Source organism: Pseudomonas sp. LS_2 (assembly GCF_042709235.1).
In the GTDB taxonomy this organism is placed as follows: domain Bacteria; phylum Pseudomonadota; class Gammaproteobacteria; order Pseudomonadales; family Pseudomonadaceae; genus Aquipseudomonas.
The window spans coordinates 346,687-361,422 of record NZ_JAVAYC010000001.1; the positions used below are offsets into that span (position 1 = coordinate 346,687).

Consider the following 14,736-nt stretch of genomic DNA (forward strand, 5'->3'; position numbering starts at 1 on the left):
TAGCAATAGGCTTTTGGCGGCGAAACTGACAAAAATGCCAGGCTTACTCCAGGCGCTGCAAACCTTCCAGGCAGGTCGCCAGGTGGTAGGGGGTGGTGGAAGGCATGTCGTGGCGGCTGACAGAACCGGCGCCGTCGCGGCACTCGTACCAGCCCGCCGGGTGCAGGAAGCGTTCTTCCATTGCTTTGAGCTGCGCCAGCAGGCGCGATTCGCTGCCTGGGCGCAGCGCAAGCGCCCGCAGGTACTCGGCCTGGGCCCAGATACGCTGAGTAGGGTCGAGGACCTGGCCATCCACGGCGAGCATGGCCAGTACTGCCGAATCCTTTATTCCACACCGCTCGGCATAGGCGAATGCCCGGGAAATCGAGGCGTGCAGCGGGCTACCCTTGAGCAGCGCAGAGGTCTCGAGCAGGTAGAACCATTCGAACTGATGGCCTGGCTCGAACCAGTTATCCACAGCCCCGCGTGGTTTCTCCAGCATCAGGCCATGCGCCGGCTCGATGAAGTGCGCCTGCAAGGCTGTGCATAACTGCTCCAGCGCCTGCTGTACCGGGGCATCCTCGCGCACCGCGAGGGTTTGCAGAAAGGCTTCGGCCAGGTGCATTTGCGGGTTCTGCAGCGGGCCGCTGGCCAGGTCCGTCCAGTCTTCGCCCAGGCTCGCCTCGTACAGCCCGTCGTCGCGGGCGAAACGTTCGGCGACGATCTCAAGGGCAGCATTCAGCGTCGATTCCACCAGGCCTTCGCGCACCTTGCCCCAGTAATGGGCGCAGGCGAACACGATGAAGGCATGGGTGTAGAGGTCCTTGCGCCGGTCCAGTGGCTTGCCGTCGGCGTCGATACTGTAGAACCAGCCACCATGCTCGGCATCGTGGAAGTGCCGTTGCAACGAGCGAAACAGCGCCGCAGCCCGCTCGGCCGTGCCCGGTTGCTCGATGCGGCTGCTGAACAGGTACAGCTGGCGCGCGCAGGCCATGGCTCGGTAGCGTTGTACCGGCAGCGGCTTGTGCTGGTTGTCGAGGGCTTCATAGGGCAGGGCCAGTTCCGCGTTCCAGCCAGGGCCCTGCCACAGCGGCACGATGCGTTCGGCGAAGTGTTGGCGCAGGTGGGCCAGGCGGGTAGTGAATTCGGAAGGGGCGGTGCTGGACATGAAGGCGCTCGTGACGATCGGGCAGTGCGCCATGGTAGCAGAACTGCCCCTGGCGCTTTCACCTGTGCTGGCGCTATCTCAGCCCGGGTGACTCAGGCCTTGCCAGTGGCGCGCGCCGACAAAGATGAAGCGCAATTGCTGGATGATCTTATCTTGCGGGCTGAGGGCCTGCGGGTTGCTCGGGGTGGGGCGGTCGATCAGTTCCGGCAGGGTGGCGAACACCGTTTTCACTACCAGGTCGGCCATCACGGCCAGGGCAGCGCTGTCGAGATGCTGCCAGCGCGGCATGCGGGCGAGGTCGGTGGCAAGGTCGGTGCTGATGTCCTGGCGCAGTTGCGCGATCGCCTGGCGTACGGCCTGGGAGCCGCCGTATTGCTCGCGGGCGAGGAACAGGAACTGCGCACGGTGGGCGGCCACGACGTCGAGGAAGATACGCACCGAGGCATCGGTGATGCCGCCGAGCTCGAATTCATTCTGGCGTACCAGACGAATGGTCTGGCGGAAGGTGGTGTCCACCTCGGCGACCAGGGCCAGGCCCAGGGCGTCCATGTCGGTGAAGTGCCGGTAGAAACCGGTCGGGACGATACCGGCGGCCTTGGCCACCTCGCGCAGGCTGATGCCACCGAAGCCTCGGCCGCTCTCCATCAGCTGGCAGGCAGCGTCCAGCAGGGCCTGGCGGGTCTGTAGCTTCTGTTCGGCGCGCGGCAGCATGGGGCAGGATTCTGTGGTTGTACGGCTGGGCACTCTAGATAAAAAAACGAAGCCCGGTCAATGGACCGGGCTTTGGAGGGGAGAAGGCTTGGTAGGTCGAGTTGTCGTTTTCAGCCATAAGGGTTAGCTCACACGGCTGAGTTCGACCAGACGATCCGAGCCACCTTCGGCGACGCGGTTGTTACGCTCGATCAGGCGATCGGAACCCCCTTCGGCAACGCTGTTGCGCTGGTTCAGCACGTCGGCGCCGCTATCGGCAACACGGTTGTTGCGCTCCATCAGACGGTCGGAACCCCCTTCGGCCACACGGTTATTGCGCTCCATAAGACGATCAGAACCACCTTCGGCAACGCGGTTGTTGCGCTCCATCAGGCGATCCGAACCCCCTTCGGCAACGCGGTTGTTGCGCTCCATCAGACGATCGGAACCCCCTTCGGCAACACGGTCGTTACGCTCGATCAGTCGATCCGAACCGCCTTCGGCCAGCGGGTTCAGCGGCTGGGAGATCTCGGCGCTGGAACGTGCTTCGGAGGTCAGGTGTTGATCTTTGGCTGGCAGCGCGAAGGCGTTGGCAGCCAGGATGGAAAGACTCAAGCTCAGCAGCAGTTGGCGTTTCATGATTCGGTGCTCCTCGTGGGGCGCTGGAAAGTGGGTACGAGGCCAATGCTACGCTTGGTAACTTAAGATAGAAGTTCATAAAGCTAATGGTGACAATCGACGGAATTGATGGAGCGAGTGAGAGGCTCTAGATAAGCACTTTCAGGGAGGAATGTGGCTAAGTGCTAGCTGCGGTCCGGGGTAACATCCAAGGGTTCGCCAAGCAAAAAGTTACGGATACGGTCAGGAAAAGTCTTCCTTATCATTGGCCATTTCGATAAAACCACGGCGTTTTTCATCAGTCCGAGAAAGTGAAAGCCACCGTCGTGCTTAGCTCATGCAGTCAGGAGAATCATGCAATGACGCGCCCTGCCAGAATCTTTACCTGGACCCTCGCCAGCCTCGCGGTACTGTTGGCGATACTGGTGGTGGTGATCGCCACCTTTGACTGGAACCGCGTCAAGCCGTTGCTCAACGAGAAGGTCTCCGAAGCCCTGCACCGCCCCTTCGCCATCAATGGCAACCTGGCCGTGCACTGGCAACGTGAGCCGGACCAAGGCGGCTGGCGCGCCTGGGTGCCATGGCCGCGTTTCATTGCCGAGGACCTGTCCCTGGGCAACCCCGAATGGGCCAAGGAACCGCAGATGGTGGGCCTGGAGCGTGTCGAGTTCCGCTTGTCGCCGCTGCCACTGTTGTTCCAGCAGATCGTGATCCCGCGTATCGACCTTACCCAGCCTGTCGCTGGCCTGACGCGGCTGGCAGATGGCCGGGCGAACTGGGTCTTCGACTTCGGGCCGAAGGACGAGAATGCCGAGCCCTCGAAGTGGGTGCTGGATATCGGCACCATTGGTTTCGACCAGGGCAACGTCAGTTTCGACGACCAGACCCTGCAAACCAGCATGAAGGTGCAGATCGACCCACTCGGCAAGCCGATTCCCTTCAGCGAGATCGTCGGCAAGGCCAGCGCTGACAAGGCCGGTGGGGCGCAGGACTACGCCTTTGGTCTCAAGGCCCAGGGCCGCTATAAAGGCCAGGCGGTGTCGGCCACCGGCAAGATCGGCGGTTTGCTGGCGCTACAGGACGCCAGCCAGCCATTCCCCTTGCAGGCCGATGCACGCATCGGCGATACCCGCGTAGCCCTCGCCGGTACCCTGACCGACCCGCGTAACCTGGGCGCCCTCGATCTGCGCCTGCGCTTGTCCGGCGCCAGCCTGGGCAACCTCTACCCGTTGACCGGCGTCACCCTGCCGGACACCCCACCCTACGCCACCGACGGCCACCTCACCGCCAACCTGCACGACCCCGAGGGCGCGCGTTTCCGCTATGAAGGCTTCAATGGCAAGATCGGCGACAGCGATATCCACGGCGACCTGGCGTTCGTCGCCAGTCAGCCGCGGCCCAAGCTTTCCGGCAACCTGGTGTCCAACCAACTGCTGTTCAAGGACCTCGCCCCATTGATCGGTGCAGACTCCAATGCCGAGCAGAAGGCCCGTGGCGGCGCCAGCAAGCAACCCGCAGGCAAGGTGCTGCCGGTAGAGGAGTTCCGCACCGAACGCTGGCGGGCGATGGACGCCGATGTCACTTTCGCCGGCAAGCGTATCGTGCACAGCGAGCAATTGCCCTTCAACGACCTCTCGGCCCACGTGCTGCTCGAGGACGGCCTGCTGCGCCTGGCCCCGCTGCGCTTCGGCGTGGCGGGCGGCAACCTGGACTCGAACATCCGCCTCGACGGCCGCGCCACGCCCCTGCAAGGTAGTGCCCAGCTTACTGCCCGCGGCTTCAAGCTCAAGCAGCTGTTCCCCACCTTCGCGCCCATGCAGACCAGCTTCGGCGAGCTCAATGGCGATGCCGACATCAGTGGCCAGGGCAATTCGGTGGCCGCGCTGTTGGGCACCGCCAATGGCGACTTGCGCCTGTTGATCAACGATGGCGCCATCAGCCGCAGCCTGATGGAGATCGCCGGGCTGAACGTCGGCAACTACGTGGTCGGCAAGTTGTTCGGCGACGAAGATGTGAAGATCAATTGCGCGGCGGCCAACATCGGCATCAAGGATGGCCTGGCCACGACCCGCTTGTTCGTGTTCGACACCGAGAACGCCATCATCTACATCAATGGCACCGCCAACTTCGCCAGCGAGCAGCTGGATCTGAAGGTCACCCCGGAATCCAAGGGCCTGCGCCTGTTCTCGCTGCGCTCGCCGCTATACGTACGCGGGCCGTTCGCCGAGCCCAATGCCGGTGTGCAGGCCGTACCGCTGGCACTGCGCGGTGCGGGCATGGTGGCGTTGGGGGTAGCGGTGGGGCCGGCAGCGGGGTTGCTGGCGCTGATCGCACCGAGTGGTGATGTGCCGAACCAGTGCACGCCGTTGTTGGAGCAGATGAAGGCCGGCAAGGCGCCGGCGGCGGTGGGGGCCAAGCGGTAGGGTCCATTCGCGGGCAAGCCCGCTCCTGCAGGGACAACGCCAACCCTGTAGGAGCGGGCTTGCCCGCGAATGGCCGGTACTGATTCAACCAGGCCTACAGCCCTTGCAACAGGTCCGCCATGTCATCGGCGTGTTCTTCTTCCTGGGCGAGGATGTCTTCGAAGATGCGCCGCGTGGTCGGGTCCTGCTCGCCGATGTACTGGATGATCTCGCGGTAGCTGTCGATCGCGATCCGCTCGGCCACCAGGTCCTCCAGCACCATTTCCTTCAGCGAACTGCCCGCCACGTACTGGGCGTGGGAGTTCTTGCTCAGGTTGTCCGGGTTGAAGTCCGGCTCGCCGCCCAGCTGCACGATGCGCTCGGCCAGCTTGTCGGCGTGCTCGCTTTCCTGGTTGGCATGCTCGAGAAACTCCGCAGCCGCCACGCTGGCCTTGATACCGCTGGCCATGAAGTAGTGGCGCTTGTAGCGCAGGGTACAGACCAGCTCGGTGGCCAGTGATTCGTTGAGCAGGCGCAAGATCTGCTCGCGGTCGGCGCTGTAGCCTTCGGTCACGGCGCCTTGCTCGACATGCTGGCGGGCACGTTCGCGCAAGGTTTTCACGTCGGTCAGTTCAGCATTGCTCATGGTCATCTCCGCTGTTCAGGGTAATCGGGTACTTGGACGGCTCAGGCTGCTCACGCTCCGGCGGCAGCCTTGCTGTCTTCTTCACGTTGCTTGCAGGTCTTGAAGCCCTTGGCGTCGACATGCCCCGTGGCGTCGAAGCGCACGTAGTAGGGCTGCTGGTGGCCGTCACGGTTGAGGATGTAGTCATTGCAGGTGCCGCCATGAGGCAGGTCGGTGGCGCTCGAGGGGTTGCCGCCGATGGCGTTGACCCGCTGCATGGTCATGCCGTTCTCGACCTGCTTGACCAGCGGCTCGTCGCGGTAGGTGACGTAGTCCACCGGGTTTTCCGGGCGGCTGCCGCAAGCGGCGAGGGTGGCGCTTGCCAGCAGGATGGCCAGAGTCTTTCTATACATGGTCACGCTCCTTGCTTTGGGGGTGTACTGGTTGGAACCGCGCGCCGCGCCAGGAGTTCGATTGCCGCCTATAGTAAGCAGCAGCTTGGGCGCGTCCGGGGAGGCAAGGGAATGACGCAGGATCTGGCCACACGCTACCCGCTGGTACTGGTGCCGGGCATGCTCGGGTTCGTGCGCCTGGTGCTCTTCCCCTACTGGTTCGGCATCGTGCCGGCGCTGCGCCGCGGCGGCGCGCAAGTGTTTCCGGTGCAGGTCTCGCCGCTGCATTCGAGCGAAGTGCGCGGCGAGCAGTTGCTGGCGATCATCGAGGACATCTGTGCACGCACCGGCGCCGACCGGGTCAACCTCATCGGTCACAGCCAGGGCGCCCTCAGCGCGCGCTACGCAGCGGCGTTGCGCCCGCAGCGGGTGGCTTCGGTGACCTCGGTGGCCGGCCCCAACCATGGCTCGGAACTGGCCGACCACCTCGAACGCGAGGCTCCGCGGCATTCGGCCAAAGGGCGCGTGCTGCGCGCCGCGCTGCATGGGCTGGGCGTGCTGCTGTTATGGCTGGAAACCGGCTGGCGCCGCGAGCCGCTGCCGATCGACGTGCACGCGTCGCACCAGTCGCTGACCAGCGCCGGGGTGGCGCTGTTCAACCAGGCTTATCCACAGGGCCTGCCGAGCACCTGGGGCGGCCATGGCCCCAGCGAGGAGGGCGGGGTGCGCTATTACTCGTGGTCTGGCACCTTGCAGCCGGGCCGCACCGACCGCGGCCTGAACCGCTTCGACGGGAGCAACCGCTTTTGCCGCCTGTTCGCCCGCAGCTTCGTACGGGAAAAGGGCCAGTGCGACGGCATGGTCGGGCGCTACAGCTCACATCTGGGCGAGGTGATCGGCGACGACTACCCGCTCGATCACCTGGATATCGTCAACCAGCAGATGGGCGCAGTGGGCAAGGGCGCCGACCCGGTGCGGCTGTTCCTTGAACACGCCGCCCGGCTCAAGGCCGCGGGCTGCTGAGGCCGTGGCGCAGCGGAGTGGTCCAGCGTTCGGCAAGGATCACCCCCACCAGGGTCAGCAGGCCGCCATACAGGTGGTAGCTGGCCAGTTCCTCGCCCAGTACCCCCGCGGCGACCAGCGCGGTAACCACCGGCAGCAGGTTGAAGAACAGCGTGGTGCGGCTGGGCCCCAGGCGCTGCACGGCCTGCATCCAGAACAGCGGGGCGATCATCGAGGCCAGTATGCAGGCGTACAGCACCAGACCGACGTTGCCGGAGGTGAGGCCAGTCTTGGGCGAAAGCACGAACAGCGGCAGCAACACCAGGATGGCGACCAGTATCTGAAGATAAAGCAGTTGCAGTGGCGGCAGGCGCAGTTGCCATTTCTTCAGCAGGAAGCTGTATAGCGCGTAGGCGAAGGTAGCCACCAGCATCAGCAGGTCGCCGTGGTTCAGGCCCTGTTGCAGCAAGGCCTGCGGCTGGCCCGCCGAGACCACTTCGAGCACCCCGACGAACGACACCGCAGCGCCGGCCAGCGCGCCGAAGGTCAGGCGCTGGCCTAGCCAGGCGATGGACAGCGCCAGCGACATCAACGGCATCAGCGAGAGGATGATGCCCATGTTGGTCGCGCTGGTGATGCCGGCGGCAAAGTACGCCAGGCTCTGGTAGATGGCCATGCCCAGTACGCCCAGGACGAACAGCTTGCCCAGGTGCGGACGGATGGCGCTCCAGTTGCGCCAGACCTTGGGCAGCAGGAATGGAGTGAACAGCAGGCCGGCCAGCAGCCACCGGTAGAAGCCGATCTCGGCGGGGAAGATGACCCCGGCGGACATCTTGGTGACCACGGTGTTGCCGGCCCAGATGAGGATCGCCATGAGGGGGAAGGTGTAGTTCATGTATCTGTGGCTCTTGGTATTGCGGTGTGAGTGCCGGCCCTCTTCGCGGGTAAACCCGCTCCCACAGGTACACCACTGAATTCAAGGGCAGTGGTGTACCTGTGGGAGCGGGTTTACCCGCGAAGAGGGCGCCGCCGATGGCCGCCATTATCCCCTGTCTGTCCACACGCCTATACTTGCATCCAGACAACCCGCCCATCGAACCAGACACCATGGCCGTCAAATACCTCGACATCCCCACCTTCCCCGAGTTACCCGCCCCGGTGTACTTCCGCTATGACGAGTTCGGCGCCGACACCACCAGCGCCCCGCACCGCCACACCTGGGGGCAGCTCAACTATGCCTCCCACGGCGTGATGCACCTGGATGTCGAAGGCCAGCGTTTCGTCTCGCCGCCGCTCTACGCGGTGTGGGTGCCACCGGGCCATGAGCATGGTTGCTACAACCCCCAGGCCATCGTCTACCGCTCGGTCTACCTGGATGCCAGCCTGTGCACGCAGTTGCCCGCGCAGCCCTGTAGCCTTTTGATCAGCGACATCCTCAAGGCGATTCTCGGCGATTTCGCCCGGCGCGACCTGCGTGTGGCCCAAGACGCTCGTGACCAGCGCCTGGTGCAGGTGCTGCTCGACCAGTTGCTGCTGGCACCGACCCAGACCGCCTACCTTCCGTTCGCCCGCAGCGAAGGCCTGGGCCAGGTCCTGGAGGCCCTGCATGCCGAGCCCGGCGACAATCGCCCCCTGGCCGAATGGGCCAGCCAGGTGCACGTCAGCGAGCGCACCCTGGCCCGGCAGTTTCTGCGTGAGCTGGGCATCAGCTTCGGCGAATGGCGCTTGCGCCTGCGTTTTCTGCGGGCCATCGAAGCGCTGGAGAGCGGTGCATCGATCCAGGCCATCGCCTTCGACCTGGGCTACAGCACTGCCTCGGCGTTTATCGCCATGTTCCAGCGCCAGGCCCATTGCACACCGGAGCAGTACCGCCGCCAGGCGCGCCAGGGCTGAGCTGTAAAAATTCTTGTCTACACTCAGCTCGACAGCCGCGCATCCAGCGCGCAGACAAGGAGACCACTCCATGAAAATGCTGCACCTGCCATTGCTGGTATTGGGTGTGTTGCACAGCGCGCAAGGATTCGCCGCCACCGCGCAGCAGGAGAAGATGAAGACCTGCAACGCCGAGGCCACCGAGAAGGCCCTCAAGGGCGACGAGCGCAAGGCGTTCATGAGCACCTGCCTGAAGGCCAAGGCGCCGGCCACCCAGCAGGAAAAAATGAAGACCTGCAACGCCGACGCCACTACCAAGGCGCTCAAGGGCGACGAGCGCAAAGCCTTCATGAGCGACTGCCTGAAGAAGAAATGACCCGCGCCTATGCCTGGTGCGTGAAGGCTGGCAGACTGCGTGTCTTTGCGCCGTCTGCCGCCGAGGCCGTATGACCTTCACCCCCCGCCAGATCACCCTGGCCAGCTGGATCATCGTGTTTGCCGGCCTGCTGCTGGCCCTGCCCCTGAAGTTGCTGCCGAGCCTGTTGGCCGGGCTGCTGGTGTTCGAGCTGGTCAACATGCTCACCCCACGTTTGCAGGTGGTCATTGCCGGGCAGCGTGCGCGTTGGCTGGCGGTGGCGCTGCTCGGCACGCTCGTGGTCAGCACCCTGACGCTGTTGATCGCCGGGGCGTTCAGCTTCCTGTTGCACGAAGCTGAGAACCCCGGCGCCTCGCTGGACAAGTTCATGGGCCTGGTGGAACGCGCGCGGGGCCAGTTGCCGCCGTTCATCGAGGGCTACCTGCCGGCCAGCGCCGCCGAGTTCAAGGTGGCCATCGGCGACTGGCTGAGAAGCCATCTGGGCGAATTGCAACTGGTCGGCAAGGGCATGGCGCACATGTTCGTGACCCTGCTGATCGGCATGATCCTCGGCGCCATCGTGGCCTTGCAGCGCATTCCCGACCTGACCCGGCGCAAACCCTTGGCGGCAGCGCTGTTCGAGCGCCTGAGCCTGCTGGTGCAGGCGTTTCGCAACATCGTCTTCGCGCAGATCAAGATCTCGCTGCTCAACACCTTCTTCACCGGTATCTTCCTGGCGGTGGTGTTGCCACTGTTCGACGTGCACCTGCCACTGACCAAGACGCTCATCGTGCTGACGTTCCTGCTCGGCCTGCTGCCGGTGATCGGCAACCTGATCTCCAACACCCTCATCACCATCGTCGGGCTGTCGTTGTCGATCTGGGTGGCGGTCGCGGCGCTGGGTTACCTGATCGTCATCCACAAGGTCGAGTACTTCCTCAACGCGCGCATCGTCGGCGGGCAGATCAGCGCCAAGTCCTGGGAGCTGCTGCTGGCGATGCTGGTATTCGAGGCAGCCTTCGGCCTGCCAGGGGTGGTGGCAGGGCCGATCTACTACGCCTACCTCAAGAGCGAGCTCAAGCGCGCCGAGCTGGTCTGAGCGTTCAGCGCGCGACAGGCGCCGGTGCGTGCAGGGATTCGCCGAACAGCTCGATCAGCAGTTCAGTCAGCAGGCGTATCTTGCGTGCAGGGTGCTGCCCTGGCAGACGCACGACGTAGGCGCCTGCCGGCGGTGGTGGATAGTCGGTCATGATCGGCACCAGCGCCCCGGAATTCAAATGCTCCTGGACCAGGCAATCGGGCAGGTAGGCGATGCCCAGCCCCGCCACGGCGGCATCCACCAGTGCCCTGCCGTTGTCAGCCTTGAAACGTCCCTGCGGGTGTCCGGTGACGACCTTGTCGCCGTCGAGGAACTGCCAGGTTTCGGTGCCCTGCATGAGTGCCTGGTGTTCGCCGAGTGCTTCTGGTGCCTGCGGTGCGCCATGGGTCTTCAGGTAGCCTGGGCTGGCGACCAGCGAGGTGTACACCGGCCCGATGCGCTTGGCGATGACCAGGTTCGAATCCGGCAGATAGCCCACCCTTATTCCGCAATCGAAACCTTCGCCGATCAGGTCGACGAAGCGGTCGCTGTAGCAGGTCTGCAGGGTGAGCCCGGGGTGGCGCCGCGCCATTTGCGCCAGCATCGGGGCGAAGGTGGGACCGAACGACACGGGCACGGCAACGCGCAAGCGACCGCGTAGCGGCCCGTCCGGCAGAATGGCTTCCCGTGCGCTGTCGATCTCGGCGCAAACCCTGGCGGCATGTTCACGAAACGTAGCCCCGGCCTCGGTCAGCGCCGCCCCACGGGTGTTGCGCGCCAGCAACTGGGTGCCCAGCTCTGCTTCCAGCCGCGACAACCGCCGACTGACGATCGACTTGCTCACTCCAAGGCGTTGCGCCGCCTGGGAAATGCCTCCGGTGTCGGCGACTTCCACGAATGTCTCGAGTGTTTCTAGATCCACGTCGGTGTTCCCCTTTTAGCAACACAGCTAGTCACGGGATGCGACTACTGCGGCGATAACCGGAACAGCACAATCCGGTCTCCGGACTATAACGCCGTCGGCGCCTGGTCCGGCCATTACAACTGAGAACAGGATGTGCAAATGGCAAGCGAGACTATCCGCAACCCCCTCACCGACCAGCTCCTGACGCCTGAGAACTCGATGCTGATCATCATCGACTACCAGCCGATCCAGGTCTCCTCGATCCGCTCGATGCCCCGCGATGAACTGGTGTTCAACATCACCAGCGTCGCCAAGGCCGCCCTCAACTACAACCTTCCGATCATTCATTCCACGGTGAACGTGGAAACCGGTCGCAACAAGCCGCCGATCCAGCCTCTGCAAGATGTCCTGGGCCATCTGCCGACCTACGACCGCACCTCGATCAACAGCTGGGAAGACACCGGCTTCAAGGAAGCGGTCAAGGCCGTCGGCCGTCGCAAACTGATCATGACTGCGCTGTGGACCGAAGCGTGCCTGGCATTCCCGGCTCTGGACGCGATCCAGGAAGGTTATGAGGTGTACGTGCCGGTCGATGCGGTCGGTGGTACCTCGCTCGCCGCCCACGAGGCGGCGCTGCGCCGCATGGAGCAGGCCGGCGTCAAGCTCATCAGCCGTGTGCAGATGTACTGCGAGCTGCAACGCGACTGGGCGCGCGAGGCGACGGTACCTGGCTTCATGGGGGTATTCGAGAACTTCGACGGTTTCAACGCCGAGAAGGCCGGCGAATAAATGGCAGGATGCTTGAAACCGCTGCAACGTGATTGAAGGCGAGGCCCGCGTGTGCGGGCCTCGCCTTGCGCGTCATCGCGCTTCAGAGCACGCCGTAGCGCTTGCGTGCCTCGATCGCCAAGCCGCTGCCGATGCTGCCGAAGATATTGCCTTCTACATGTCGGGCATTGGGCAGCAGGGCGGCCACGCTATTACGCAGCGCGGGAATGCCGCTGGAGCCGCCCGTGAAGAACACCGTATCCACCTGGCTTTCGCCCACGCCGGCCTTGGCCAGCAGCTCGGTGACGCTGCCTCGCACGCGCTCCAGCAGGCTGCCGATGGCGTCCTCGAACACTGCACGGGTCAGCTCCACCGAGAGTGCGGGTTCGATACGGCCCAGGTCGATGAGGCGGCTGTCGCGCTCGGTGAGGTCGATCTTGCTGGCTTCCACTTCCATCGCCAGCCAGTGCCCGGCGCGCTGTTCGATCAGGTTGAACAGGCGGTCGATGCCCAGGGTGTCCTCGATGTCGTAGCGCATGCTGCCCAGGGCCAACTGCGACTTCTGTGAATAGAGGCTGTTGATGGTGTGCCAGGTGGCCAGGTTCAGGTGGTAGCTGGTGGGCATCAGCGCGCCGCTTTTCATGCGGCTGCCATAGCCGAACAGCGGCATCACCCCTTGCAGGCTCAGCTGTTTGTCGAAGTCGGTACCGCCGATGTGTACGCCGCCGGTGGCAAGGATGTCGCTCTGGCGCTCGGCCACCAGGTGGCGATCAGGCGACAGGCGAATCAGCGTGAAGTCCGAGGTACCACCGCCGATGTCGACGATCAGCACCAGTTCCTCGCGTTCGATACCCGACTCGTAGTCGAATGCCGCGGCAATCGGCTCGTACTGGAACGACACCTCCTTGAAACCCAGCTTGCGTGCCACCTCGGCCAGGGTGTCCTCGGCCTCCTGGTCGGCGGCCGGATCTTCGTCGACGAAAAACACCGGACGGCCCAATACCACCTGCTCGAACTCACGGCCCGCGGCAGCCTCGGCGCGTTTTTTCAGCTCGCCGATGTACATGCCCAGCAGGTCCTTGAACGGCAGAGCAGTGCCCAGCACGCTGGTGTCGTGCTTGATCAGCTTGGAGCCCAGCAGGCTCTTGAGCGAGCGCATCAGGCGGCCTTCGTAGCCTTCCAGGTACTCGTGCAAGGCCAGGCGACCATACACCGGGCGCCGCTCTTCGAGGTTGAAGAACACCACCGATGGCAGGGTGATCTTGCCGTCCTCCAGGACAATCAGCGATTCGACACCCGGACGGTGCCAGCCGACCGTGGAGTTGGAGGTGCCGAAGTCGATGCCGCAGGCGCGGGCCGGGGATGCGTCAGACATGGTGGATGGGCTTCCTGAGGCAAAACGGCCGCGCAGTTTATGCCTTTGGCCGACAGAATCAAGACCGGTCGTCTGCTGTTCAAAGCACCCAAGCGAACCTTGAAAGGCTATGCTTGGCCCCTATCTTGTGAAGCAACGCGAAATTTCCCACTGGTGATCCTTAGATGGACTTCAAAGACTATTACAAGATTCTTGGCGTAGAGCCGACAGCGGACGACAAGGCGATCAAGGCCGCCTACCGCAAGCTCGCGCGCAAGTATCACCCCGACGTCAGCAAGGAGCGTGACGCCGAAGACAAGTTCAAGGAGGCCAACGAGGCCTATGAAGTGCTGGGCGATGCGCAAAAGCGCGCCGAGTTCGACGAGATTCGCAAGTACGGCGGCCAGCATGGTCGCCCGTTCCAGGCCCCACCGGGCTGGGAAGGGCGCGGTGGCGCGGGTGGCGGCTTCGAGGGCGGTGATTTCTCCGACTTCTTCAGCTCCATTTTCGGTGCCCGCGGCAACAACCCCTTCGGCCGTGGTGGCCAGCAGCAACGCAGCAGCGGCAGGCGAGGGCAGGACGTGGAACTGGAACTGGCGATCTTCCTCGAGGAAACCCTGAGCAACGACTCCAAGAAGATCAGCTTCCAAGTGCCGCAGACCAACGCGGCTGGTCAGCGTACCGGTTTCACCACCAAGACCCTGAACGTGAAGATTCCCGCCGGGGTCACCGATGGCGAGCGTATTCGCCTCAAGGGCCAGGGCGCGCCGGGCGCTGGTGGCGGGGCCAATGGCGACCTGTTCCTGACCGTGCGCATGGCACCGCATCCGCTGTTCGATGTCGAAGGCCATGACTTGATCATCACCGTGCCGCTGGCCCCCTGGGAGGCGGCACTGGGTGCCAAGGTGGCGGTGCCGACCCTGACCGGCAAGATCAACCTGACCATCCGCCCCGACAGCCAGAGTGGCCAACGCCTGCGGGTGAAGGGCATGGGCCTGCTCAACAAGCAGGGCGAGCGCGGCGACCTCTATGCCCAGCTCAAGGTGGTGATGCCCGCGCAGTCCGATGCGGCGGCCCGTGAACTGTGGAGCAAGCTGTCCGAAAAGGCAGCGTTCAACCCGAGGACACAATGGAGTAAGTGACCATGAGCAGCACCCTGATCGTTCAACTGGACATGCGTACCCTCTGCCAGGAAGCCGACCTTACGGCCGACTGCGTGATCGAGATCGTCGAGCACGGCATCGTTGAACCTTCGGGGCGAACGCCGGAGGACTGGGTGTTCGACGCTCGCGCGCCGGTGACCTTGAAGCGCGCGGTGAAGCTGCATCAGGAACTTGAGTTGGAATGGGAAGGCGTGGCGCTGGCGTTGGAGCTGCTGGAGGAAGTGCAGCAGTTGCGTAGCGAGAACAGCATGTTGCGCCAGCGGTTGGGGCGGTTTACCCAGATGTAAATGGGGTGTTCTTTTCGCGGGTAAACCCGCTCCCACAGGATCTCCAGTGCCCTCGGGTACAGTGGGGTACCTGTGGGAG

At 64.0% G+C, this 14,736-nt stretch carries 16 protein-coding genes; 8 read left to right on the forward strand and 8 right to left on the reverse strand.

Annotation, left to right across the window (positions count from 1 at the left end; translation table 11 throughout):
* Positions 1-43: 43 nt before the first annotated feature.
* The 3 genes from RAC97_RS01565 to RAC97_RS01575 form a co-directional block, all read right to left on the reverse strand.
* Entirely contained in the window at positions 44-1,147 is a 1,104-nt protein-coding gene (locus RAC97_RS01565) for an AGE family epimerase/isomerase (protein ID WP_375098791.1), read from the reverse strand.
* Between the two features lie 78 nt (positions 1,148-1,225).
* Entirely contained in the window at positions 1,226-1,858 is a 633-nt protein-coding gene (locus tag RAC97_RS01570; protein WP_375098790.1) for a TetR family transcriptional regulator, read from the reverse strand.
* A gap of 123 nt (positions 1,859-1,981) precedes the next feature.
* Complete coding sequence (locus tag RAC97_RS01575; protein WP_375098789.1) at positions 1,982-2,476, reverse strand: phage infection protein; 495 nt, start codon at positions 2,474-2,476, stop codon at positions 1,982-1,984.
* Positions 2,477-2,814: 338 nt separating this feature from the next.
* Here RAC97_RS01575 and RAC97_RS01580 point away from each other — a divergent pair, with 338 nt between their 5' ends.
* A complete protein-coding gene (locus RAC97_RS01580; RefSeq protein ID WP_375098788.1) occupies positions 2,815-4,878 on the forward strand; it encodes an AsmA family protein in 2,064 nt (687 codons plus the stop codon).
* Positions 4,879-4,972: 94 nt separating this feature from the next.
* Here RAC97_RS01580 and RAC97_RS01585 read toward each other — a convergent pair whose 3' ends face one another.
* Positions 4,973-5,503, reverse strand: a complete 531-nt coding sequence (locus RAC97_RS01585; protein WP_375098787.1) for a bacterioferritin — start codon at positions 5,501-5,503, stop codon at positions 4,973-4,975.
* A 50-nt stretch (positions 5,504-5,553) separates the two neighbouring features.
* Positions 5,554-5,895: an osmotically-inducible lipoprotein OsmE gene (gene osmE / locus RAC97_RS01590; protein WP_375098786.1), complete on the reverse strand. Its 342-nt coding sequence runs from the start codon at positions 5,893-5,895 to the stop codon at positions 5,554-5,556.
* Between the two features lie 111 nt (positions 5,896-6,006).
* Here osmE and RAC97_RS01595 point away from each other — a divergent pair, with 111 nt between their 5' ends.
* Positions 6,007-6,897, forward strand: a complete 891-nt coding sequence (locus RAC97_RS01595) for a lipase family alpha/beta hydrolase (RefSeq protein WP_375098785.1) — start codon at positions 6,007-6,009, stop codon at positions 6,895-6,897.
* Here the strand turns inward: RAC97_RS01595 and RAC97_RS01600 are convergent.
* Positions 6,878-7,771, reverse strand: a complete 894-nt coding sequence (locus RAC97_RS01600) for a DMT family transporter (RefSeq protein WP_375098784.1) — start codon at positions 7,769-7,771, stop codon at positions 6,878-6,880. The genes RAC97_RS01595 and RAC97_RS01600 overlap by 20 nt on opposite strands.
* A 212-nt stretch (positions 7,772-7,983) precedes the next feature.
* Between RAC97_RS01600 and RAC97_RS01605 the strand changes: the two genes are divergently transcribed.
* The 3 genes from RAC97_RS01605 to RAC97_RS01615 all read left to right on the forward strand — a co-directional run bounded on the left by RAC97_RS01605 (position 7,984) and on the right by RAC97_RS01615 (position 10,202).
* Positions 7,984-8,769, forward strand: a complete 786-nt coding sequence (locus RAC97_RS01605; protein ID WP_375098783.1) for a helix-turn-helix transcriptional regulator — start codon at positions 7,984-7,986, stop codon at positions 8,767-8,769.
* A gap of 70 nt (positions 8,770-8,839) precedes the next feature.
* Positions 8,840-9,124 carry a PsiF family protein gene (locus tag RAC97_RS01610; protein WP_375098782.1) on the forward strand — a complete coding sequence of 95 codons (285 nt, stop codon included), beginning with the start codon at positions 8,840-8,842 and terminating at the stop codon, positions 9,122-9,124.
* A 70-nt stretch (positions 9,125-9,194) separates the two neighbouring features.
* Complete coding sequence (locus RAC97_RS01615) at positions 9,195-10,202, forward strand: AI-2E family transporter (RefSeq protein ID WP_375098781.1); 1,008 nt, start codon at positions 9,195-9,197, stop codon at positions 10,200-10,202.
* A gap of 4 nt (positions 10,203-10,206) precedes the next feature.
* Here RAC97_RS01615 and RAC97_RS01620 read toward each other — a convergent pair whose 3' ends face one another.
* Entirely contained in the window at positions 10,207-11,103 is an 897-nt protein-coding gene (locus tag RAC97_RS01620; RefSeq protein WP_375098780.1) for a LysR substrate-binding domain-containing protein, read from the reverse strand.
* Positions 11,104-11,244: 141 nt separating this feature from the next.
* On the opposite strand from RAC97_RS01620, the gene RAC97_RS01625 reads away from it, so the two are divergent.
* Complete coding sequence (locus RAC97_RS01625; RefSeq protein ID WP_375098779.1) at positions 11,245-11,874, forward strand: hydrolase; 630 nt, start codon at positions 11,245-11,247, stop codon at positions 11,872-11,874.
* An 82-nt stretch (positions 11,875-11,956) separates the two neighbouring features.
* Here RAC97_RS01625 and RAC97_RS01630 read toward each other — a convergent pair whose 3' ends face one another.
* Entirely contained in the window at positions 11,957-13,228 is a 1,272-nt protein-coding gene (locus RAC97_RS01630; protein WP_375098778.1) for an Hsp70 family protein, read from the reverse strand.
* Between the two features lie 164 nt (positions 13,229-13,392).
* On the opposite strand from RAC97_RS01630, the gene cbpA reads away from it, so the two are divergent.
* On the forward strand, positions 13,393-14,349 hold the full coding sequence (gene cbpA / locus RAC97_RS01635) for a curved DNA-binding protein (protein ID WP_375098777.1): 957 nt from the start codon (positions 13,393-13,395) through the stop codon (positions 14,347-14,349).
* Between the two features lie 2 nt (positions 14,350-14,351).
* Positions 14,352-14,657 carry a chaperone modulator CbpM gene (locus tag RAC97_RS01640; RefSeq protein ID WP_375098776.1) on the forward strand — a complete coding sequence of 102 codons (306 nt, stop codon included), beginning with the start codon at positions 14,352-14,354 and terminating at the stop codon, positions 14,655-14,657.
* Positions 14,658-14,736: the final 79 nt, after the last annotated feature.